This is a genomic window from Glutamicibacter arilaitensis (genome assembly GCF_044793945.1).
In the GTDB taxonomy this organism is placed as follows: Bacteria; Actinomycetota; Actinomycetes; order Actinomycetales; family Micrococcaceae; genus Glutamicibacter; species Glutamicibacter arilaitensis_B.
The window spans coordinates 3,587,353-3,607,008 of sequence record NZ_CP084994.1 but is presented as its reverse complement, the minus strand read 5'-3'; the positions used below and the strand labels follow the sequence as shown (position 1 = coordinate 3,607,008).

At 58.4% G+C, this 19,656-nt stretch carries 21 protein-coding genes and 2 pseudogenes; 8 read left to right on the top strand and 15 right to left on the bottom strand.

Annotation, left to right across the window (positions count from 1 at the left end; genetic code table 11):
- The first annotated feature begins 13 nt into the window (after window positions 1-13).
- Window positions 14-181: a hypothetical protein gene (locus LG294_RS16840; protein WP_404287771.1), complete on the top strand. Its 168-nt coding sequence runs from the start codon at window positions 14-16 to the stop codon at window positions 179-181.
- A gap of 71 nt (window positions 182-252) precedes the next feature.
- Window positions 253-1,269 (top strand): Ldh family oxidoreductase, encoded by a 1,017-nt coding sequence (locus LG294_RS16835; protein ID WP_404287769.1) that lies wholly within the window; start codon window positions 253-255, stop codon window positions 1,267-1,269.
- Between the two features lie 140 nt (window positions 1,270-1,409).
- On the opposite strand, the gene LG294_RS16830 is transcribed toward LG294_RS16835, so the two are convergent.
- Window positions 1,410-2,642 (bottom strand): glutaminase, encoded by a 1,233-nt coding sequence (locus tag LG294_RS16830; RefSeq protein WP_404287767.1) that lies wholly within the window; start codon window positions 2,640-2,642, stop codon window positions 1,410-1,412.
- Window positions 2,643-2,801: 159 nt separating this feature from the next.
- Between LG294_RS16830 and LG294_RS16825 the strand changes: the two genes are divergently transcribed.
- On the top strand, window positions 2,802-2,996 hold the full coding sequence (locus LG294_RS16825; RefSeq protein ID WP_404287766.1) for a hypothetical protein: 195 nt from the start codon (window positions 2,802-2,804) through the stop codon (window positions 2,994-2,996).
- 378 nt (window positions 2,997-3,374) lie between these two features.
- Here the strand turns inward: LG294_RS16825 and LG294_RS16820 are convergent, their stop codons facing one another.
- From LG294_RS16820 to istA, 3 genes and pseudogenes are all read right to left on the bottom strand, one after another.
- Window positions 3,375-3,656 (bottom strand): hypothetical protein, encoded by a 282-nt coding sequence (locus LG294_RS16820; protein ID WP_404287764.1) that lies wholly within the window; start codon window positions 3,654-3,656, stop codon window positions 3,375-3,377.
- Between the two features lie 178 nt (window positions 3,657-3,834).
- Entirely contained in the window at window positions 3,835-4,011 is a 177-nt protein-coding gene (locus LG294_RS16815; protein WP_404291836.1) for a hypothetical protein, read from the bottom strand.
- Between the two features lie 76 nt (window positions 4,012-4,087).
- Window positions 4,088-5,350, bottom strand: a pseudogene (istA, locus tag LG294_RS16810) (IS21 family transposase); the annotation flags it as partial.
- A gap of 276 nt (window positions 5,351-5,626) precedes the next feature.
- Between istA and LG294_RS16805 the strand changes: the two are divergent.
- Entirely contained in the window at window positions 5,627-5,923 is a 297-nt protein-coding gene (locus LG294_RS16805; RefSeq protein ID WP_404287762.1) for a PDDEXK nuclease domain-containing protein, read from the top strand.
- A gap of 95 nt (window positions 5,924-6,018) precedes the next feature.
- Window positions 6,019-6,228 carry a hypothetical protein gene (locus tag LG294_RS16800; protein ID WP_404287760.1) on the top strand — a complete coding sequence of 70 codons (210 nt, stop codon included), beginning with the start codon at window positions 6,019-6,021 and terminating at the stop codon, window positions 6,226-6,228.
- Between the two features lie 1,084 nt (window positions 6,229-7,312).
- Here LG294_RS16800 and LG294_RS16795 read toward each other — a convergent pair.
- The 8 genes from LG294_RS16795 to LG294_RS16760 form a co-directional block, all read right to left on the bottom strand.
- Window positions 7,313-8,155, bottom strand: a complete 843-nt coding sequence (locus LG294_RS16795; RefSeq protein ID WP_404287758.1) for an HpcH/HpaI aldolase/citrate lyase family protein — start codon at window positions 8,153-8,155, stop codon at window positions 7,313-7,315.
- Window positions 8,152-9,435, bottom strand: coding sequence for a methylaspartate ammonia-lyase (locus LG294_RS16790; protein WP_404287756.1), 1,284 nt, complete (start codon window positions 9,433-9,435; stop codon window positions 8,152-8,154). The genes LG294_RS16795 and LG294_RS16790 overlap by 4 nt, the downstream gene beginning before the upstream one ends.
- Window positions 9,432-10,298 (bottom strand): hypothetical protein, encoded by an 867-nt coding sequence (locus LG294_RS16785; RefSeq protein WP_404287754.1) that lies wholly within the window; start codon window positions 10,296-10,298, stop codon window positions 9,432-9,434. Before LG294_RS16785 ends, LG294_RS16790 begins: the two co-directional genes overlap by 4 nt.
- A gap of 2 nt (window positions 10,299-10,300) precedes the next feature.
- The gene (locus LG294_RS16780) at window positions 10,301-11,512 is read right to left on the bottom strand and encodes a CaiB/BaiF CoA transferase family protein (RefSeq protein ID WP_404287752.1); all 1,212 of its coding nucleotides are present in this window, start codon (window positions 11,510-11,512) and stop codon (window positions 10,301-10,303) included.
- Window positions 11,513-11,541: 29 nt separating this feature from the next.
- Window positions 11,542-12,969 (bottom strand): aldehyde dehydrogenase family protein, encoded by a 1,428-nt coding sequence (locus LG294_RS16775; RefSeq protein ID WP_404287751.1) that lies wholly within the window; start codon window positions 12,967-12,969, stop codon window positions 11,542-11,544.
- Between the two features lie 19 nt (window positions 12,970-12,988).
- Window positions 12,989-13,744: an SDR family NAD(P)-dependent oxidoreductase gene (locus LG294_RS16770; protein ID WP_404287749.1), complete on the bottom strand. Its 756-nt coding sequence runs from the start codon at window positions 13,742-13,744 to the stop codon at window positions 12,989-12,991.
- A 136-nt stretch (window positions 13,745-13,880) separates the two neighbouring features.
- Window positions 13,881-15,185 carry a M20/M25/M40 family metallo-hydrolase gene (locus LG294_RS16765; RefSeq protein ID WP_404287747.1) on the bottom strand — a complete coding sequence of 435 codons (1,305 nt, stop codon included), beginning with the start codon at window positions 15,183-15,185 and terminating at the stop codon, window positions 13,881-13,883.
- A 51-nt stretch (window positions 15,186-15,236) separates the two neighbouring features.
- Entirely contained in the window at window positions 15,237-16,550 is a 1,314-nt protein-coding gene (locus LG294_RS16760) for an MFS transporter (protein WP_404287746.1), read from the bottom strand.
- Between the two features lie 325 nt (window positions 16,551-16,875).
- Here LG294_RS16760 and LG294_RS16755 point away from each other — a divergent pair.
- A pseudogene (locus LG294_RS16755) lies at window positions 16,876-17,043 on the top strand (hypothetical protein); the annotation flags it as partial.
- A 156-nt stretch (window positions 17,044-17,199) separates the two neighbouring features.
- Window positions 17,200-17,439: an Lrp/AsnC ligand binding domain-containing protein gene (locus LG294_RS16750; RefSeq protein WP_404291816.1), complete on the top strand. Its 240-nt coding sequence runs from the start codon at window positions 17,200-17,202 to the stop codon at window positions 17,437-17,439.
- Between the two features lie 498 nt (window positions 17,440-17,937).
- Here the strand turns inward: LG294_RS16750 and LG294_RS16745 are convergent, their stop codons facing one another.
- The 3 genes from LG294_RS16745 to LG294_RS16735 all read right to left on the bottom strand — a co-directional run bounded on the left by LG294_RS16745 (window position 17,938) and on the right by LG294_RS16735 (window position 19,282).
- On the bottom strand, window positions 17,938-18,123 hold the full coding sequence (locus LG294_RS16745; protein WP_404287744.1) for a hypothetical protein: 186 nt from the start codon (window positions 18,121-18,123) through the stop codon (window positions 17,938-17,940).
- 158 nt (window positions 18,124-18,281) lie between these two features.
- A complete protein-coding gene (locus LG294_RS16740) occupies window positions 18,282-18,488 on the bottom strand; it encodes a hypothetical protein (protein ID WP_404287742.1) in 207 nt (68 codons plus the stop codon).
- 503 nt (window positions 18,489-18,991) lie between these two features.
- Window positions 18,992-19,282 carry a hypothetical protein gene (locus LG294_RS16735; protein ID WP_404287740.1) on the bottom strand — a complete coding sequence of 97 codons (291 nt, stop codon included), beginning with the start codon at window positions 19,280-19,282 and terminating at the stop codon, window positions 18,992-18,994.
- A 71-nt stretch (window positions 19,283-19,353) separates the two neighbouring features.
- Between LG294_RS16735 and LG294_RS16730 the strand changes: the two genes are divergently transcribed.
- Complete coding sequence (locus LG294_RS16730; protein ID WP_404287738.1) at window positions 19,354-19,494, top strand: hotdog domain-containing protein; 141 nt, start codon at window positions 19,354-19,356, stop codon at window positions 19,492-19,494.
- The last annotated feature ends 162 nt before the right edge of the window (window positions 19,495-19,656 follow it).

Genomic DNA, 19,656 nt, shown 5'->3' with positions numbered 1-19,656 from the left:
GTTGGCCACAGAATTGGCTGCACATCTGGACCCGGAAGATCCATCCATTGCGGCGCTGCCGCTGGGGGAGGCCACCCCGGCTGCAGAGGTCGCCGAGCTGGCCGCATTTTTGGTCAGGGGACGGTCCCGACACGTCACCGGAGCGACAACCGATATTACCGCTGCCGACTACGTACGCTAGAAGGACCAGTCACACGAGCCTTTCTGCGTCCAACTACGGCGCACTGCGGCACCAACGTTCCTAAGGAATCCATGTCTAACCAGCTTCCAACGGTGACTAGCTCACCGGTTCAATTGAACCGCTTCATTTCCGCTTGCATGCAGGCCGTAGGCGCATCCGCTACGGACGCCGAGTACATGGCCGGGCAGTTGATTTCTTCCGAATTGGCGGGGCATGCCTCGCACGGACTGCGGCGTCTTCCCGAGTATGTTGATCGGGCGCTCGCCGGACACGCCAAGCCTGGTGCGCAGTCGACGGTGGATCTGGACAGCGGAGCCTTGGTGCGGCTGGACGCGCACGAAACCTATGGGCACTTTGCGCTGCGTGATGCGACAACGCTCGCCGTAGAACGATCCAAGAAATACGGAATTTCCGCGGTCGCCGTGCACAGCAGCGAATATGCCGGGAGACTAGCGCCCTTCTGCGAACAGGCTGCCGAAGCCGGAGTGGTGACGCTGATCTTTGGCAACAACAATGGCGCAGGACAGATCGTGGTGCCGCCCGGTGGAACCCAGGCACGGCTCTCAACGAACCCGTTGGCAGCCGGGGTGCCTCGCGCCGAGGCACCTCATCTGGTGATCGACTTCGCGACCAGCGCGGTGGCCAGCGGGCGTCTTGCCGAAGAACGGGACCGTGGAAATAAACTGTCCGCGGACTGGGTGGGGGCCGACGGACTGCTGAAGCCTTTCGGCGGGTTCAAGGGTTTCGGATTGGGGCTGCTGGTTGAGGCGCTTGGTGGAGCTCTCTCGGGTTCGCAGACGATCTCCGGGCGGAAAACGGCAGACCATCAGGGAACGCTGATCATCGCCATCGATGTGGCTCAGCTGCGTGACTTGGATGAGTACACGGCACAGGTAGAAGAATTCATCAGCTACGTCAAAGGCGGCGAGTTGCTAGATGAGACCGAACCCATCCGGGTGCCGGGCGAACGTGCGCCGTCTCCGGCGCAGATCGAAGCTGCCACGGCCATCACGCTGAACCTGAAGACCTGGGAGAACATGCAACGTGTGGCCTCCGTGCTCAAGGTGGAAATGCCAGCTGAGATTTGAGAGTAGCCAACGGATATCGAGGAACTTTTTCCCAGTTGGCTACGCCATGATCGAGTAACGGTTATGAGACTGTCTAGTTAGCGTCGCTGAACCGCTGAGTTCGGTTGAGGCCCGGAGAGCCGGAGCCTGCAATGAGCATTCTAGGATCTCTCCGGGTAGGTTCCGTCTCCCAGATCCGGATTCGCCAAGGACTGCAATGGATCATTGATGAAGATTCGCCGCCCGTCCATGCGCAGCCTGCGCAATCCTTCAAGTGTCATGCGGCGTGCGACGTCCGTGAAGGATTGCACGCGGGACATGTCAACGTGGACTTCGCCGAGCGAAGTGGAATCGGCCATGAGGTCCAAGAGCTCGGCCGCCGCAGTGAATTGCACGTTGCCCTGCAGAGTGAATACCTCTCGGCTGCTCTCTCGCTGCACGCCGACGACCTCCAACCGGCCATGGCTCGGCGCAAACAGATGCAGTCCCATATCTGCAGACAAACGCTCAAAGGCACGCCGGGCGCGCTGGCTGTTGCCATGCTCGTCCAACCGCGGCGAGAAGCCACCGATGCCCACCTGGTCGGGAAGCACTCCCACCAGCCCGCCGGCCACTCCGCTCTTCGCGGGAATGCCGACCCTGGTGAGCCAGTCTCCGGCACCGTCATACATTCCGGCGGTAGCCATGACCGCCATGACCTGACGGGCTACGTCCGTGTCAATGACGCGCTCGTGAGTGCGCGGCTGAACTCCGCCGTTGGCGAGGGTGGCCGCCATCATCGACAGGTCAGCCACGGTCACCAGAATTGAGCACTGGCGCGTGTACCCGGCAACTACCTCATGCGGGTCGCTGGTGAGAATTCCGTAGCTGCGCAGCATATGCGCGGTGGCAAGATTTCGATCTGCCGTGACAAGCTCGGAGGCGCAGACGCTTTCGTCGATGCGCAGTTCACGGCCGGCAAGCTGGGAGAACATGCTCAGCGTACGCGCCACACGCTCCTCCGGGTCCGCGCGCTCGCCGACGAGCAAGCCGTGCGTGGCGATGGCACCGGCATTGATCATCGGATTCTTCGGACGGTGAGTGCCGCCTTCAAGGGACAGCTCGTTGAAGGCCTCGCCTGAGGACTCAACGCCAATGGACTCCAGCACTCGGTCTATTCCGCGGTCCATGATCGCGGCGGCATAAGCGAAAGGCTTGGAAATGGACTGGCTGGAGAATTCTGTGTCTACGTCCCCGGCCGAATAGGTGCTTCCCGTGCCGGTGGTGACCGCTAAAGCAAACAGATCAGGATCTGCTTCTGCCAATTCGGGGATGTAGCTTTCAGTTGCACCTGTGGTGTCTTCGCGAAGAGCGCCAATGACTTCATTGAGATAGTCAGGTATGGGAGTTTTCATGGCTTGGATCCTCATCGGCAGAATTGAACTAGCGGCGATTGGCTCATTTTGGTGCATTTAGAAATGGGCAAACTATTCCTGCGTTTTAAACTTACCGCGTTACTTTCGGTATTTCTCTGTAGCCTCTGCCGCCGCAGCTGCCCGTGATGAGGTCTTGGTATGAGCCAGGAGAAGAACGCAGGGTTCGTGACCTCGGGTAAGACCTTGGCGCTGATGCGCGGCACCAATGCAGGGTCATTGGCCCATGGGTCGCCCCTTGTTCTAGGCATTGGCGGCGCAGAGGCGAACTCCGTCTTCGTCGGAGACTTGGATGCCGCGTATCTTGCGCGGCATCAGTGCGGGCGGCATCCGTGATGGTGAAGTCATTTTTCTCGTCGGTTTTGGTGCTGTCTCTTGGCTGAAGAAATCCAAGAACTTGGCATCCCTCAGAGTCCTCGACGATGAGCAGAAGACCGTCTTCCTCCCGCCTCGCTCTTCCCAGTGTTCTAGGGAATTCACCTCAGAACTGCGCTTGCCATCGGAGTTGCGTCCCGCCCCTATAGCGGTGTCCGTCCAACCGATGCACCTTGGAACAAGCCACATTGCTTATACCGCTTTTTCATTTCTTTGTCTAACAACTCTCAACCCGAAGTATGGGATGAAAGTTGTAGCAGGTGGTGGGTTAAGGGTCTTGATGTAGTCTCTCTTCTTCGCGAACTAGATTTCCGTATCGATGGAGGAACCAGCGAGCGATCATGGTTGTTGCGCTGAGTGATCACCGTCCCTGACGATGATCTTGAAACCCTTCTTGACGACGACCCTGTGCCTACGACGGGCCAAATGCGCGAAGACGGGAACCTCCACATCAACGAAGTCGTGGATGCGGATCACTCGCTGCGCGTCATCGGTACGCTGAATGCGTCCAATCAGCAGCTCGATCTTGCCCTTAAAACTCGCCGGGGAGACCATGAACAAGGTGTCCAGGGTCGGCAAGTTGAAACCCTCTCCAGCAATCTTGTCCGAAGCCACCACCACGTAGGAATCCTATGCCTTCTAACCGGTAAGAAGTACAATGCGCTGTGCTGTATTGATTGCGCGGTTGTCGCTGAGGGCATGAATTTTGGTCGTACTTGATAGCACACGGTCAACGTGAACTTCCCTGTTTCTTGAGGTCTAAAGGCGATGAAATACCCCCCGATACCTGACGGTCGCATCAACCCTCGCGCGGCTCGATCGCTGCCACTTCCACGGTTTCCAACCTCGGGTGCAGATGGTCTCGGTGCTCAACCACCCCCGTGACCCAGCTGATCACCAGCCCGTCCCCGGTGTCCGCGAGGATGGCCAGATTGTTATCGAACCACGGCCCCTTGAGCCCGTGCAGGATCGCCACGGCGTCCTTGACCGAGGGCTCGCCATGGCTGCCAGCTGTAAGCGGCGCTCCAGAGCGGGGTCCATCTCGACCTTGCTGTACTCGGTCAGCAACCGACGCCGGTCCTCGGCCACGGCGCTATCCAGCCAGTCGCGCACGGGATCAGAAACCACCGTCCGCACCGGGGAATTCGACCACGCCCCCCCGGACGGTGCGCCAGCAACCCGAGCACCCCGGAGGGCTCCATGATGGTTTCCGGATGAACCCCGAAGACTCGTGGAAACCGCCGCAGCACGGCCGCCTTCTCATCGAAGATCTCAATGACATCGTGACGGATCCCGACCGTCAACGACCTCCTAGCGAACACCGGCCCGGCCGCGTAGGTATTGGAGCTCACCTGCAGGTGGCCGTATTTATCGGCTTTACGCGACTCGTAGCGCACCGGGTCAAACCCCGCCCCCGGCAACGCCAAGCCAGCCTGGACATCCTGCTCGAAGAGGTCCTTGATCAGAGTCCTACGCCGCCAATGCGGTTTGCCTCCGAGCCGATCACACCGTTCCAGCAGCACCTTGTTCAACCCTTCCAACGTCGCCGCATGAGGCAGCGGGACCATCAGATTCCGGCGCAGGAACCCCACCGTGTTCTCAACGTTGCCCTTCTCATTGCCTGAATATGGATTGCAATACTTCGCTTCGGACCGGTAATGCGCTTTGAACGCAGCAAACAATTTCGTTTCCAATACCTTGGTCTTGACCCTGCGCCCCACACCGGTGGCGTTATCGAAGATCATCCGATGCGGCACCGACCCAATGTGTTCAAAGACCGTCCGCAACCCGTGGCAAACACATTCCGAGGTTTCACCCCCATACGCCTGCGCGAAGCGCATATTCGAGTACGGGAAAGTGACCACGAAAAGGTCCACGACTTTTCGCTCGCCGGCCAACAAGACCTCAGCTTCGCCGAAGTCCACCTGGATGGTGCCCGGGGCCCACTCCAGCTCCAGGAACCCGTCGTTCTCGCTCTGGCGGTCTTGCTTATAGCGTTTGACGAATCGCTGCACCGGCGAATACGTGCCCGGGTAGTTTTCTTCGTCCACGAGCCGGTCAAAGATGCGTTGGGCGGTATGGTGCTGTCTGCGTGGTTGGCCGATGTCATCTTCGAGCCAGGTGCTGATGGTTTCCTCGAAGCCGGTGATGACCGAACCAGCTGGCCGTTTCCCCGTTCTGGGTGTGGCCGGTGAGTAGTTGGTGATGCGCAGGTATTTGGCGACAGTGGCTCGGCTGAGGTTCAGCTGAACGGCGATTTTACGCCCTGAGATACCCTCAGAGTCTAATTTCCTGATAGTTTCTTGCACGGACATGGGTTCCGTCATTTCCTTCCAGACCTTCCGGCGCCGAACATAGGCAAAATGGGGCGCCGTAAGGAATTTATCTGGCCAGACGGGCCCATGTCCTTTGCTGTCTTCTTCGTGACAGGAGCGAGGCAAAGGGGGGCAACGTCTGGGTGTGGTGATCAATGGGTGGCCGCGGTCGGGGCTGCGAGGATTTTTGGCAGTCCCGGTGGCGTAGGTGGCCTACTTCTTACCGCTTTAATGGCCTAAATGTGGGAGCTGAAATGGTCTATTTCTTCAGCCGTAATGGCCTACTTAAAGTTGATCACACACAACTTCGAGGTGCGGCTGCCGGGCGAAGGCACCGACCTAGCGCGGGATGTCGCAGAAGACCCTCTGGTTCTGGACTTCCTGGAACTCACCGAAGAGCCTCAAGAACACGCCCTGGAGGGGGCCATGGCGCTGTGCCTTTCCCAGACCCTGGCCGAATTCGGCCCGGGCTTAGCTTTCGTGGGACGGCAGCGTCACCTCGATGTCGACGGGGACGACTTCTTCGACCTCCTCCTGTACAACGGGCCTTCGGACCGCTCCGTGGTGGTGTAGCTCAAGCCCGAGTATCTGGGGAAACTGAACTTCTACGTCGCGGACGTCGAAGAGATGCTTCAGCTGCCCGGTAGGTCTCGACCGTCGGGAGCCTGGTGTGCGGGTCCAAGAACGACCGCACCGTGCGCTATTCCCTGGACGGTTCCGCCCGGCCCCTGGCCGTGCCGTTCTACACATACGAGGCACTGCCCGTCGATGAGAAAGCCGCCCTCCCGTCTCCGGATGCCATCACCGCAGCACTCAGAACTACCCGGAGATTCTTCCCGACGCGTGATGCCGTGGAAGGCCAGCCATACGTCTTCTAGCGGTACAGGTCAGCCTGCAATGCGGCGGGAAAATTCGAAAGTGCCAGTATCGGCGGTAAGTTTGTGGGAATCACGATAAACAGAGTTTCTGTTTCCAAGGTCGTCGGTGAACTGCGTCAGGCACCCACCACTGCTGGTTTGGTGTCTAGCCCTTGCCGAGCGTGGATCCCGCCTTGGATTTGGCCGCTTTGCTCGAAGAATTCGAGGCGAGCTTTGCTCCCGTCTTGGAGAGTGCCGCCTCTGACGACTTCGATGGCTTGCCCACGTTTCACCCTTTCCCGGGGTGCCTTGTACCTGGCGCAGCTGGGCCACGCCTGGCAAGGCGGGCACCGACGGTTAGCGGCTGAAGGCTATTTGTTGGCTTTCGGGAGCGCTGTGTGTCGAGGGCCGTGGTGAGTTGGTTCTTCGGCCGTCACAAGTAGTGTGCGGTCGGTGCTGGTGAGCTGGTCATAGGTGTAGGCGGCTAAGGCCATGGGGAGGCGGAGTGCCCGAGTGTTTAGCACACAGTGCCGCTGACCTGCGGTTATGTACCGCAGATCAGAGCCGGACGAGGCCAATCCTCTTTTGCTCCCACTTTTCGTCAGAATTTTCTCGCGCTAACACTCCCGTTTTTCAGCTGAGCGAAGGGATGGACTAAAAAGTCGCGAGAATACGCTGATTTCACCCATCGGGATATATTGATGCCCTGGCGTGGACCGATAAACCCCACGATCGTCCATCGCCCTGCACTAGATGACTTCGGCAAGACGTGAAGTTGCCATCTACTGCACGCCGTCGAGGGACTTGTCCAGCCTGGGCAGTGGCAGCTGAAGTGACGTCCAAGGCAGGTCACGCCAGTTACCGTGGCGCTCTCAGCCGAGGCTGATCTGGACGCGCAGCAAGCTTGAGATCCCGGCTTCGCGTTGCAATTGCCTCCAGTTGCCCGGCCGTCCCAAGATCACCGGGGAAGTGGACCAACTTTGGTAGTCGGTCAGGAGAAATCACTGACGATCATGACTTAGATCACTCTAAAGTGTAAATATTGCCGATATTTGCACATATTCCCCGAACGGTGACGATATCTTTTACGACTGTGCTCAGACGTTTACCGACTACTGTCCTTCGCCGTGCTCGCGACAATGTCACGAGCACGGCGAAGGACAGCTTCGTCTACCATGTTGCCGGCTAGATCACGGTAGGCTCCGTGGTTGCTCGACGAAGCAGCGAGGACTTCCGTGGCCCAAACCTCCTCCTCTGTTGTGGGAGAAAAGACTTCTGATGCGATGCGGATCTGTGTGGGGTGGATGCAGTCGCGCCCCGTGTATCCCATTCGTTTCAGTTGTTGGGTAGAAGCTCGAAAGCTGTCGTGGTCGTCGATTTCGGTGCTGACGGGGGCGACGGGCGGAAGCAAGCCGGCGTGTCTACTGGCTATGACGAGCAGGGAGCGCGCATAGAGCAACTCGCTTTCGTTGGGGCCGGAGGTTAGCCCAAGATCTGCGGCGAGGTCCATTTCGCCGATGTGGAGTTGGTATACGCCGGGGGCTGCGGCGATGTCATGGATGTTGACGAGGGCGGTGGCTGATTCGATCATGGGCGCCAGCAGCAGGTCATGACCACCCCTCTGCAGTAGTCCGTGCACTTCTTCAACATCCCGGGCAGCGTCTGCCTTAGGCAGGAAAAGTCCGGTGAGGTGGGGGTGGGAGGCGAGGGCGTGGAGTTCCTTCTCCTGGCGGCGACCGGTGTTCAGCCGCACCCAGACCGGTGCGTGTTTGGCCGGCAGCCCATCGAGCCATCTGATGATGGTATCCAGGGCAAGATTTTTGTTCTCTTCGGCGACAGCGTCTTCGAGGTCTGCAATGATGGCCCCTGCGCCGCGGTTGAACGCTTTATCGAGTCTGTCCGGCCGGTCGCCGGGGACGTAGAGGTAGCTGGTGGGTGCGGTCATCATGATGATTTCTCGATATCTTTCAGGCGCTTGTCGACCCGGAGAGCACGATTCATTTCGTTGTTCACGATCATGAGACCTTCGTCTACGCCCATGCCGGGTTTGGCGAGCATTTGAGTAACACCTGTGGCGATGCCGATGTGCGCGGTAGTGCGCGCTGAACGGTCGGTTTCGGCGCATGTTCCGCCAAGAACCGTGCCGATGCCATGGGCCTGGCAGTCAAGGATAGCGTCCACGGTGTGGTGGATCGAGCCAAGATCCGGCGTCTTGATCTGGACCAGGTCTGCTGCCCCTGCCGCGGCGAATAGGTGGATGTCTTCGGCGGTGTTGGCCCATTCGTCGGCGATGATTTCAACGTCGATTCCCTGGACTTTGAGCTCGGCGCGCAGGGATGTCATAACCTGAATCTGTTCATCCCGGGTTCCGGCATGGATCGGGTGCTCGATACGCAGTTTGTGGGGTGCGGCGGCTTTTTGAAGGCGCTGGAGGATCTCGGCCGTTCCGGGAATCGAGCCCCCGGCCGCAACACCGATCATTCCGTAGACGTCTAGGTGGATGACGGGCAGGTAGGAACTCTGTACCGAGAGTTGCTGCACGCGTTCGCGAATCCACGAAACGTAGCTTTCCAGAACGGAGCCATCCGGACCGACCAGCTCCAGGGTGTTGATCAGACCGTGGGGAATCACGGGCACGCTTTTGAGGATCATTTTGTCTACATTGTCGTAGCGGTCCTCTCCGGTCTGGGCGTACACCGGAATCACCGAAAGATCGCCATGGAGGTTCCACTCTTCACTAATGATGCGTGCCATCAGGTGGTGGCCGGCGGCGTGTGAGGCGGCGTCGAGGAGCGCTTGGGACACACCATATGCTGCGGCGCGGCCAAGACCATCAATGCCGTTGACTGCGGACTCTGCCTTCTCCGCCGCGGTTCGGAAGGTATCAACCTCCAGTCCGTACAACAGTGGGCCGAGTTGCGTCTCGATTGTCTCGGCGAGTTCCGTCTTGTGGAAGCGGGGTTCGCGGCCGCCGACGCCGGAGTACTGCACGGAAGCGCAGTCGCCTGTGGCAATGTAGCCGTCGTCTAGGACGAGCATGACGGAGACGGATTCGGCTGGTTCGCGTACTGATTTGTATCCGGGGGTGAGTGTGGTTCCTTCGTATGTGGCGCCGTCGCGCCGTGATCCTGCTTTGATTGCGGCTTGGTCGTCGAAAAAGAATCCGCCAAACCCTGTGGAGGCGATAACGTCGACGATTTTACGGGGTGATTGGGAGGTACTGGTCATTTTTGTCGCGTTTCTGGTGTCAGGACCGCAGTGGCGGCCATGGTTTGCTTGCCGTTGCTGAATGCCGCGAGCTCGACCGATTCGTTGCCTTCGGTGTTGCGGAACCGCAACTCCAACGGGCACGTGTCAAAGGCCGGCGCTGTGGAGCGGAAGGTGAAGCTTGAGGGACGCCGACCGGGCATCGCCAGGTTCAGGGCGTCTGCAAGCAGCACGGCTTGCAGTGGGCCATGGACAACCAGCCCCGGGTAACCCTCGGTTCTCGTGGCGTAGTCGCGGTCATAATGGATGCGGTGGGCGTTATACGTCAAGGCCGAAAAGCGGAATAGCAATGCCGGGTCGATAGCCAGGGTGCGGCCTCCATCCCATTTATTGTCATTCTCGACGTCCCCCATGGCCCGTGCGGCAGTCCGCGGTGCAGCGGATACCGAAGCCGGCGCTTTGTAGACGATGTCGTTCCGGTCCTCGATCGCCCCGCCATTGCTGTCGATAGAGTGCTCGACGGTCACGAACATTAATTCACCGGTCCGTCCTTCCTTGAGTTGGACGTCAGTCACCGCGGATTTCCGAATCAGAAGCTCCCCAATGCGGGGCGGTTTCACCACCGCGACATGACCGCCGGCGTACATGCGCTGACGTCCCCCGGTCGGAGGGAGGAACGTCCCGGTCAGTGGGTGCCCGTCCGGCCCGATGTCCGATTGACGGGCTTGGGGCAAAAATGCAAGCCAGTGCCACAACAATGGGAGCTCGTCACCGAGCCTCGGTTCTTCCCTCCCGGCATCCAGAAGATCATGCAACGCCCGGGCGGCCCCAACGGTGACCGTGTCTTCACGCTCGACGGTGCTTGGAACCCATTCCCCGCTCACACCTACACCGCCGGTATCCGGCCAAAGGCCCCGGCGGCCTGGGCCTTTTGGAGGGTCTCAGCATCCAAACCGGCAAGTTCAAGGACAATCTCGTCGGTATGTTCCCCTCGTTGCGGGGCACGCTTCGCGGGCACGGTCTCATTGCCGACCTTCACTGGTGATGCGATGGTCTTCACTGTCCCGTAGACGGGGTGCTCGGCTTCGAGAATCATGCCACGGGCTTCGATTTGCGGATCTTGGAGGGCCTGCGCCACGGTGTTCACTTCACCGGTCGGGACCGCAGCCGCCGTCAAAGCAGCAACCCAGTGCGCCACTGGCCGAGTGGCGAAGATGCCATCCAGGATCGCCAAAAGCTCCCCGGAATTTTTCTGACGGTCACCCAGACGCCGGAACTTCGTGTTTTCCGCGAGATCGGGCCGTTCGATTACCTCGGTGATGCGCTGCCAAAACTTTTCCTTGGCCGCGGCGATCACGAACCACCCGTCGGAGGCCTGAAACGCCTGGAACGGGACCACCGAGGGATGCGCGGAGTGGTGGGTTCGGCGCGGTTCGAAGCCCGCGTTGAGGTGCCAGACTCCCGGGTAGGTGAGCATGCCGATGGCGGTGTCATAGAGACTGACGTCGCAGTCCATGCCGATGCCATCTCGTTTGGCAGCATGCAAACCGGCCATGAGGGCCAACGCAGCAACGTACCCTGTTGAGAAATCAACAATCGATAGGCCCGACTTCGTGGGTGGGCCATCCGGTTCTCCGGTGATGTCCATCCAGCCGGTCAGGCCCTGGATGACATAGTCGTAGCCGGGTTCCGCCCGTCGGGGTCCGGTCATGCCGAACCCGCTGAGCGAGCAACAGACGATCGCCGGGTTCAACGCCTTCAGATCGTCGTAAGTGATGCCGATCTTGACCGGCACGTCACCGCGCATGTTGGAAAACACCGCGTCTGACACGGTGACCAGTTTGTTGAAGATCTCCCGTCCCTCAGCAGAATTCAGGTCAAGGGAGATGGACTTCTTGCCCCGATTGAAGGTCTCGAAGAATAGTGAGTCTTCGCCTTCGGCGTAGGGCGGCACGTATCGTCCGACGTCGCCACCAAAACTCGGGTCTTCGATCTTGATGATTTCGGCACCCAGATCTGCCAGATGCGAAGTGCCGAATGGGCCGGCGCCGAACTGTTCCAGCGATAAAATCCGGATTCCTGCCAGGGGAAGTACCATCTGGTTTCTCCTAAATATTGTTGTGAAGGCTAGGCGTGGGCGGTTTCACTGACAAGCCGCAGCTGTGTGAATGCGAGGATGCCTTCGAGTCCGCCCTCGTACCCGTAACCGCTATTGCCAAGCCCTCCGAGGGGAACATCAGGCAGCGACGGCGCGAGCTGATTGATGCCGATGTTGGATGCGTTCAATTTTGAAGACACCGCATCGCGGACTGTCAGCGAATCGGTGAACACGTACGCAGCAAATGAGTATGGTGCTGAATTGGCCAGCGTGATTGCTTCATCCAAATTGCTGATGGGAACAACGGCGCAAAGCGGGCCGAATGGCTCTTCGGTCATGATGTCCGAGTCAGCGCGGACGTTGGAAAGCACTGTGGGTTGATAATAGAAACCATCACGGTCACAAGGGGATCCGCCTGTTTCAACGGTGGCACCCTTCGCCCGGGCGTCCTGGACCAACCGATCCAAGGCATCAACGCGTCCCTGGTGGGCCACGGCCCCCATGGTTGTGCCTGCCTCATTCCCATGTCCGAGAGTGTAGGCGGCGGCCTTCTTCGCCAATGCTTCAACAAAGTCCGCATAGAGACTTTCATGGACGAAGTATCGACTCGGTGCTACACAGGATTGCCCTGCCGACCCAAATTTAGCTGGCGCAGTTACGGCAACAACTTGTTCAATATCCGCATCTTTCCATACGAGCACAGGGGCATGACCGCCAAGTTCCATCACCGAGCGGATAAGGTTCGGTGCGGCAAGAGCCACCAATTTCTTACCGACTGCAGTCGACCCGGTAAATGTCAGCGCCTTTACCTCCGGCGAAGAGAGAATCTGATCGGAAACCGCGACAGCGTCACCGAAAATCAGGTTAACAACACCATCCGGAATGCCAGCATCGACCAAAACCTCGATCAGTATTCGAGCCGTGGCAGGGCAAAATTCGGAGGCCTTCAACACAACAGTGCAACCAGCGGCCAGCGCAGCACCAAGTTTCCGAGCAATCAGCACGGCGGGGAAATTCCACGCCGTGATGGCTGCGACGACTCCCAGAGCTGTAGGCACAGAACGGCGGGTGCTACCGTCAGCGATCCCCGGGAAAATTGTCCCCTGAATCCGCCCAGCGTTCTCGCCGTTCCAATTGAGGGTCTCTATGGCCCTCTTGATTTCACCGCGCGCATCTGCTTGTGTCTTACCGGTTTCAAGAAGAATTGTCTCGCTGGCCAAATCCAGACGCTCAGATAGTAACTGCGCAGCCTTCTTCAAGATCTCACCGCGGGAGTTAGCAAGCTTCGCGCTCCAATGCGGGAATGCCTTTGCTGCAGCTGTGAGAGCGTCCTCAACCTGGCTGGTATCTGCCATGGATACGGAACCGATGGTCTCCCCGTTGCCTGGATCCACGTTCGGCAGTTCGCCCGCCAGCCCCCTGGTCCATGAACCGCCAATGAATAAATCGGCACTCATATTGTGACTAGAAGTAGTGTTAGCGGACATAACTTGCCCCATTGATGTCGATGGTGGTTCCTGTCGCGTGCTTAGCCAGACCACTGGCCAAAAACGCGATGACATTGGCGACGTCTTGGGGCTGGGCAACTTCTCCCAGTCCAGTCTGTTCAGCGGCCGCCTGAACTCCCACACTCTCCGCGAAGACCTTGTTCAAAGAGGTGTCCACATAGCCAGGTGCGATGGCGAATGCGGTAACACCCTGACGTCCATTTTGGCGGGCAATGGTGCGCGTCATGGCCACCACGCCGGCTTTTGCGGCGGCGTAGTGCCAATACTCAGGATCTTCACCACGGAATGCCGCTCGTGAGGCCAGATTGATGATGACGCCACCGGTGTCTTGCGTTGAATACGTCGACACGGCTTCACGGCACAAAATGGCTGGCGCTTTGAGGTTTACAGCTAAGGAAATGTCCCAAGTCTTGATCCAGTCATCCAGTGGCGCATCCAGCGGTGCAGGGGGATAGATTCCGGCGTTGTTGACCAGCGCGTCAATTCGACCGTGGATCCCCACAGCATCGCTCCACAGCTGGGCGGTTTCATTCGCATCGGCAAGGTTTGCGGTTAGGGAAGTAGCGGAATCACCAAGTTCCTCTGTCAGTGCGCGGACAGCATCAGCGTTGACGTCGTGCAGAATTGCACGTCCGCCTCCGGCAATGACGCTTCGGGCTACTGCTGAACCGATGCCCCCTGCTGCGCCAGTGATGAGAACAATGCGATCGTCAAGTCGAGTCATGATAAATCCTTTCTAGGTCACTAAGAAAAAACTTCAGAGTGAAAGTTATTAAACGTAAGATAATTCTTCCACATATCCAGTCAAACACCAAGACATTCTTTGTAAATATTTACATATGAGATCTTGTCGCTGTTGGCTATGCGTGGAGCATCAGCTGTGTGAGGACGCTGGTGCCACCGGTAAGCGAGCTAAGGGGTACACGTTCGTTTTCGTTGTGGAACATGCCGGCAAAATCAAAGCCGGATGGAAGCTTGAGCGGGACGAATCCGTAGCCGGCGATGTCCAACTTGGCGAAAGCTTTGTTGTCGGTGCCGCCAGGCATCAGATAAGGCACAATGGTTGCTTCTGGATCGTGGTCAAGAATGGCGGTTGACATGGTCTGCATCAATCGACCGTCCATTGGGGCTTCGATCCCATCGAGGTGTTTGATCACTTCAACACGGATTTCGTTGCCGACAATCTGCCGAATGGCTTCGATGACCTTGCCTTCTTCACCCGGCAATGTCCTCACATCCACCAGGGCTTCAGCGTAGTTGGGAACGACATTATGCTTGTTGCCGCCCCGTATCACCGTGGTGTTCGCCGTCGTGCGGAGGGAGCCATGAATAAATCCTGCTGCTCCTGTAGCCAAGACAACTTCCTCTGGGTCGGCGATGGAGCGATCAAGGCCAAGTAGCGCAGCCAAGGTGCTCACCAGCGCTTCAGTGGTTGCTGTGAGCTCAATGGGCCACTCATGCCGACCTAGACGAGAAATAGCTTCGGCAAGATGGACTACGGCACTGTATTTGACGACTTTCGACCCATGACCAAGCTCTCCCACCGCACTCAGCCGAAGCCAGATCAGGCTCTTCTCTGCTGTTTGTATGAGGTAAGTGCGACGGCCATTGACGTCGATCGAGTAGCCACCGACTTCACTAATGGCTTCCGTTGCGTCGCTGAAAAGCTCTGGCTTCTTCTCGACAAGATGATGGGCGCCGAGGCGCCCTCCGTCCTCTTCATCGGCCAGAAATGCAACAATCAGATCTCGTTCGGGTAGGTGGCCTCCTTTCAGGATGGAGTCCAGGGAGGCGAGAATCATTGCGTTCATGTTTTTCATGTCCACGGCACCTCGGCCCCACAAAACTCCATCCCGAACGACTCCGGCGAATGGATCAACTTCCCATCCGGTAGTTTCGGCCGGTACGACATCCAGATGTCCATGCACCAACAACGCCCCGCGTCGGGAATCCTTTCCCGGTATTCGGGCAACGACGCTGGTCCGGTTCTTTTCAGGTTCGAAGCATTCCGTGGCCAGCCCGAGACGCTGTAGAAATGCTTCCACATACCCGGCCGCCTCAGCTTCCCCTTTTGAGCGGCCATCTCCGTAGTTACTCGTATCAAAGCGAATGAGATCCCTCGCGACTGTGCCGGTCAGGTCCAGAGGTTCATTCTTTGCTGCCATGCTGGTTCCTTACATTGGGGGAGATTCTCACTGAAGTTGCAGGGACCATCGCTATTCAACGTAAAGGTGACCCTTTTTTACGGCGAGAAGGTAAACAACCACACTCAGGACTGAAAGTACGGCAACGTATATGGGGAAGACCCAAAACAAGTCGTGCTGTCGGAGGTAAACAACTAGATAGGATGCGGTGCCACCAAAGATTGCCGCTGCCAATGCATAACCAAGTGCCACACCTGTGGTCCGGGCGCTCTTGGGCATCAGCGTTGTCGCGATGTAGTTGTACAGGCCCATATTCAGGCCGATGGCTAGTCCGCCGACGATCATAACTAAGGCATAGGTGCCAAGTCCGGGCTTGTTGTAAAGCAGGATCGTGAAGACCGCAGGAATGAGCAAGAGGCGTACCACGACGAATACCTTGGATGACCCAAAGTGATCAGAGATCCGACCGATAATCGGACCGATAACAATCCAAGTCAGTCCCATGCCCACCAGGATGCCGAAAACACCGGTCGGATTTTCGGCGTAAACCCCGTTGGCCAGTGACGGAAGCCCTACAATCCATGCGTAATTGGCAACGGTAATGGCGCCGATCACGAGAATGACGGCAGCAAGAGCGAGTCGCACTTCCCAAAGCGACTTCCACACCCCAACCGTGGTGGACTTGATTTCATCATGCTGTGAACCTTTGGCCCCAGCGGATTCAATGAGGGTCTCAGGGAGGCTACTTCGCAGCACAAGCACAAACAGTCCCATCACTCCGCCGATAAGGAAAGGTATCCGCCACCCCCACTCAGCCATGCCCCCGCTAGGAATAGCTGCACTGGTGGCAAATGCAACAACAGCCGAACCAACGATCCCGAGCTGAAGGTACGTTCCGTTGACAAGGCCCAGATAACGACCTCGAGCATTTTCTGGGGCGAGCTCAATAGCAACTGCGTTGGCAACACCAGCTTCAGCTCCTGTCGCCATTCCCTGCAGGAGCCGAAGTAGCAGCAGAATGATCCCTGCGGCGATGCCGATCGTCTCAAATGTTGGCATAATCCCGATCGCAAATGATGTCACTGACATTGTTGCGACGGCCAGCAACATGACCTTTTTGTGGCTGATCCGGTCCGCAATCGGTCCCAGAATAATAGCGCCAAGGGGACGCGCGATGAACCCGGCACCGAATACAGCCAAGGCCGATAGCGTCGATGTCACCGGATTGTCAGAAGGAAAGAAATGCGGTGCAAGGAACACCGCCATGAGACCGTAGATGTTCCAGTCATACCATTCCAAGGCAATCCCACCCCCAAGCCCAGCGGTGGTGCGCTTCGAAGGCCGTGGCTTCGTTTCTCGGACCACGGACGTGTTTCGTGTGATCATAAGTGTTCTCCTACTAGGTGGGCGCTTTCGCGTCGGAAGGATCTGCGACATCAGCCAAATGATGCCCTTGGCTCGAGTGGCGGCAAGTCCGCAATCCAAAGCCAGCATTTGTAATGTGATTTACAACATATCCTATCGTTCGTTAAATTGTAAGAGGAGATTCTCTTTCTTTGAGAACTATCTACTCTTGTTGGCGTTACAGTTATCCTGAATAAACAGGAGCCTCGAGAGCTATCCAGTATCAAACGCTGCATGCGGACGGCACGGGGAAACGTACAGTGGAGACCGAAGGCATACCTATCCAGGAAATGAAGGGCGATACATTGTGGAACAAATAACCTCGACTCGGGAGACAGGGCCGCTAGCAGGCGTCCGGCGCGTCACGGCCCCAGTCGTCCACCCAACTCCCCTGGACGAGTTGGATCTCGCGCTACTCAAGAAACTTGCCGACGACGGCCGAGCGTCCCAACGCACACTTGCAACAGCCCTTGGCGTTTCCGCGCCCACTATAGGTGAACGAATGGCTCGATTGGAGCGAGCCGGAGTAATCACGGGCTATTCTGCCCAAATTAACTGGAGCGCTGTCGGTTTCACAGAAATAGTATTTCTGTCAGTAACAGCCGCTGAGGGAAGTGACCTGGCTGAGATTATGGCTCAGCTCTGGGCCATACCAGAGGTCCAGGACGTCAATCTCGTCACCGGCAACCTCGACCTGCTCGTTCGCCTCCGGGTTCGGGACAACAACCATCTCCGCTCGCTCCTCATGGACAACATCTGGCAAATACCAGGGACTCAAGGAACCTCAACCATGATGACTGTCGCAGAAATGCCAGCCAAGCCATTCGCTCAAGATCTACTTGCCCAAATTCAAGCGACAACACAGGCATAGATGGCATCCCTACGCTGCACAATTCGGCATCTTTATCGCGTAGGGACGCGAGAGAGCCATGGGATTCAAAGGTGCGCGAGTAGTTCAGGCTTCATCGTCGCGAACTCTTCTTCGATGAGAATTCCAGCGTCCCGGAGCGCCACAAGTCTCGCAAGTTGTTCTGCGACATCTGGTTCGATGGCAGGTCTCGACACGAGAAGATTAAGGGCTTCAGTGCGAGGGTAGTCGGCCTTTGAAGAGGCCGGACATATGCGCGAGGCCGTTCTCCATGTACCACTGCGGAAGTTGAAGGTGTGGGCACGTCTTTCGGCAACGTGTTCAATGCTGGTATGCGCGGGTTGGGTACCGCATGACAATTGTTCGACAGAAACTTATCGAGGTCTAGTGGCGTGCGTCGCCGGGACCTGCGTTCCGGTTGCCTGCCCTAGCACTGTCTCGTGTTAGCTCCGCGTGCTGTCCTCGTCGCCTTCAACGAACCGCAGGGTCTGTCTATGAGGGTCAGGCCGCGTTCATGGCGGCATTCGTGAAGACCGGCTCCCGATCGGCTTTTTCCTGCAAGGGTGCCGTCACGGACCAGCACCAGCTGTCCAACTCACGGGCGACCGCGGTGTTCGCCTCCGCACGCAGCTTCTCGCGCATGTTGAACTGCTCCCAGACATGGTGCAGTCTCTGGTTTCCCTCCATAGCGTGGGTCCTGGTGGCGGAGTCGACCAGCTGGAACTGCTTCACCAGTCGGGAGCCTCACATCACAAACACTGATCGCGGCACCCCGGCACCCCGGCACTCCGGCACTTCGGCACTCCGGAGCGCTCGCGTCAGGTCGCGTCGTAGGAGCCCGCTCCCTACACTGAAACCAAGGCCCTCCCGTCTGTGACCTGTCGATTCATCCAGTCGATGGTCCGGACGATACCCGGCGGGTTGGTTGGAAAAGTTGCGGTGCCAGCGACCTGCCCGGTCGCCGCGATGAGGATGGCGTAGGTGTGGGTCTTGGCATAGGTGTCCACGCCTACGACATGGGCATATCGGTTGGCGGCGAGGGGTCTTCCCAAGTCCTCTCTTCGGACGGCTATTTATAGCGCCGATCTAGGAAGAATCACGCCGAGGCAGTTCACTAACTAATCACGGCCCAACACAATTCCAGCTGCGTCGGACAACCTCCTATCAAGCCATCGGAGTGGAAACAGTCTGCCAGCCAGTCACAGACCAGCCACCTCAATACTCACAGGGGGTGTTGCCACCGAGATTGGGATGGCAGCGAGGTGATTGCTAATTAGGGGCGCGGCGCCGAAAATGGACGCCTGTCATAACGTGGATGTAAGACTTTGCTACCGGCGGTTGGTCGACCTTGAACAGAAACTAGTTCAAAGGAGCACTAGTCATGATCACCGCCACCACGATGGCCGACACCGTCGCGGTGGACATCCACTCCATCGCCTTCACCCCACTCCTCGGTGGCGCTGATGCTGCTGGAACACCACCAAGTGACAGTCACTCTGCGCCTCGCCGCACGCCCCGAGGCCCCCGCGGGTTTCTGGGCCGCCGAAGTCACGCACTACGTCGACCGCCTCGCGAACATCACCGGGGTGTTGCTGCTCAGCTTCGAGGATGACTGGGCGGTGACCCCGGCACAGACCGGACCTTGGACGGCATTCTCGCCCGAATCGGCCGCCCCATTCGCCATGCCCTGCTGATCCGTGACGAATACCTCACCGACTGTGAGCTCCGGAACCCGGAAAATTTTCCTTGCCGCACCGCCGCCGACGTGCGCGAACGGATCTTCAAGCCGGCCATGGACTGCATCCTGGTCTCGCCAGGCGACGTGAACTGGGGCGGGAACACGCACGGCGGGATCGTCATGCGCTGGATCGACGAGGTTGCCCGGGCCTGCGCCATGGGTGGTGCGGCTCCGATGCGGTGGCTGTCTACTCGGGCGGAATCCACTTCACGAACCCCATCCACATTGGCGCCGTCGTCGAGCTCGAGGCCAGACTGATCCACACCGGCCCGCACTCCATGCACATCGCCGTGCATAGGCGGGCGCGGGACCCGTCGTGACGCCCAGTGGCGCGACACGACGCAGTGCATGAGCATCTTCGTCACCCGCAATGGGTCCGGGCGGGCCTCCTAGGTGCGGTAGCTGGTGCCAGTCAATGAGGAGGATCGGCAGTTGGATGCCCACGCCCTGGATCTGGCGCGCCGCCGCGCGGAGCTGGAACC

Coding starts and splice junctions, on each gene's coding strand:
- LG294_RS16835 (WP_404287769.1), top strand. CDS start 253: ATGTCTAACCAGCTTCCAACGGTGACTAGCTCACCGGTTCAATTGAAC.
- LG294_RS16830 (WP_404287767.1), bottom strand. CDS start 2,642: ATGAAAACTCCCATACCTGACTATCTCAATGAAGTCATTGGCGCTCTT.
- LG294_RS16825 (WP_404287766.1), top strand. CDS start 2,802: ATGAGCCAGGAGAAGAACGCAGGGTTCGTGACCTCGGGTAAGACCTTG.
- LG294_RS16805 (WP_404287762.1), top strand. CDS start 5,627: ATGGCCTACTTAAAGTTGATCACACACAACTTCGAGGTGCGGCTGCCG.
- LG294_RS16795 (WP_404287758.1), bottom strand. CDS start 8,155: ATGATGACCGCACCCACCAGCTACCTCTACGTCCCCGGCGACCGGCCG.
- LG294_RS16790 (WP_404287756.1), bottom strand. CDS start 9,435: ATGACCAGTACCTCCCAATCACCCCGTAAAATCGTCGACGTTATCGCC.
- LG294_RS16780 (WP_404287752.1), bottom strand. CDS start 11,512: ATGGTACTTCCCCTGGCAGGAATCCGGATTTTATCGCTGGAACAGTTC.
- LG294_RS16775 (WP_404287751.1), bottom strand. CDS start 12,969: ATGAGTGCCGATTTATTCATTGGCGGTTCATGGACCAGGGGGCTGGCG.
- LG294_RS16770 (WP_404287749.1), bottom strand. CDS start 13,744: ATGACTCGACTTGACGATCGCATTGTTCTCATCACTGGCGCAGCAGGG.
- LG294_RS16765 (WP_404287747.1), bottom strand. CDS start 15,185: ATGGCAGCAAAGAATGAACCTCTGGACCTGACCGGCACAGTCGCGAGG.
- LG294_RS16760 (WP_404287746.1), bottom strand. CDS start 16,550: ATGATCACACGAAACACGTCCGTGGTCCGAGAAACGAAGCCACGGCCT.
- LG294_RS16750 (WP_404291816.1), top strand. CDS start 17,200: ATGGCTCAGCTCTGGGCCATACCAGAGGTCCAGGACGTCAATCTCGTC.
- LG294_RS16745 (WP_404287744.1), bottom strand. CDS start 18,123: ATGGAGGGAAACCAGAGACTGCACCATGTCTGGGAGCAGTTCAACATG.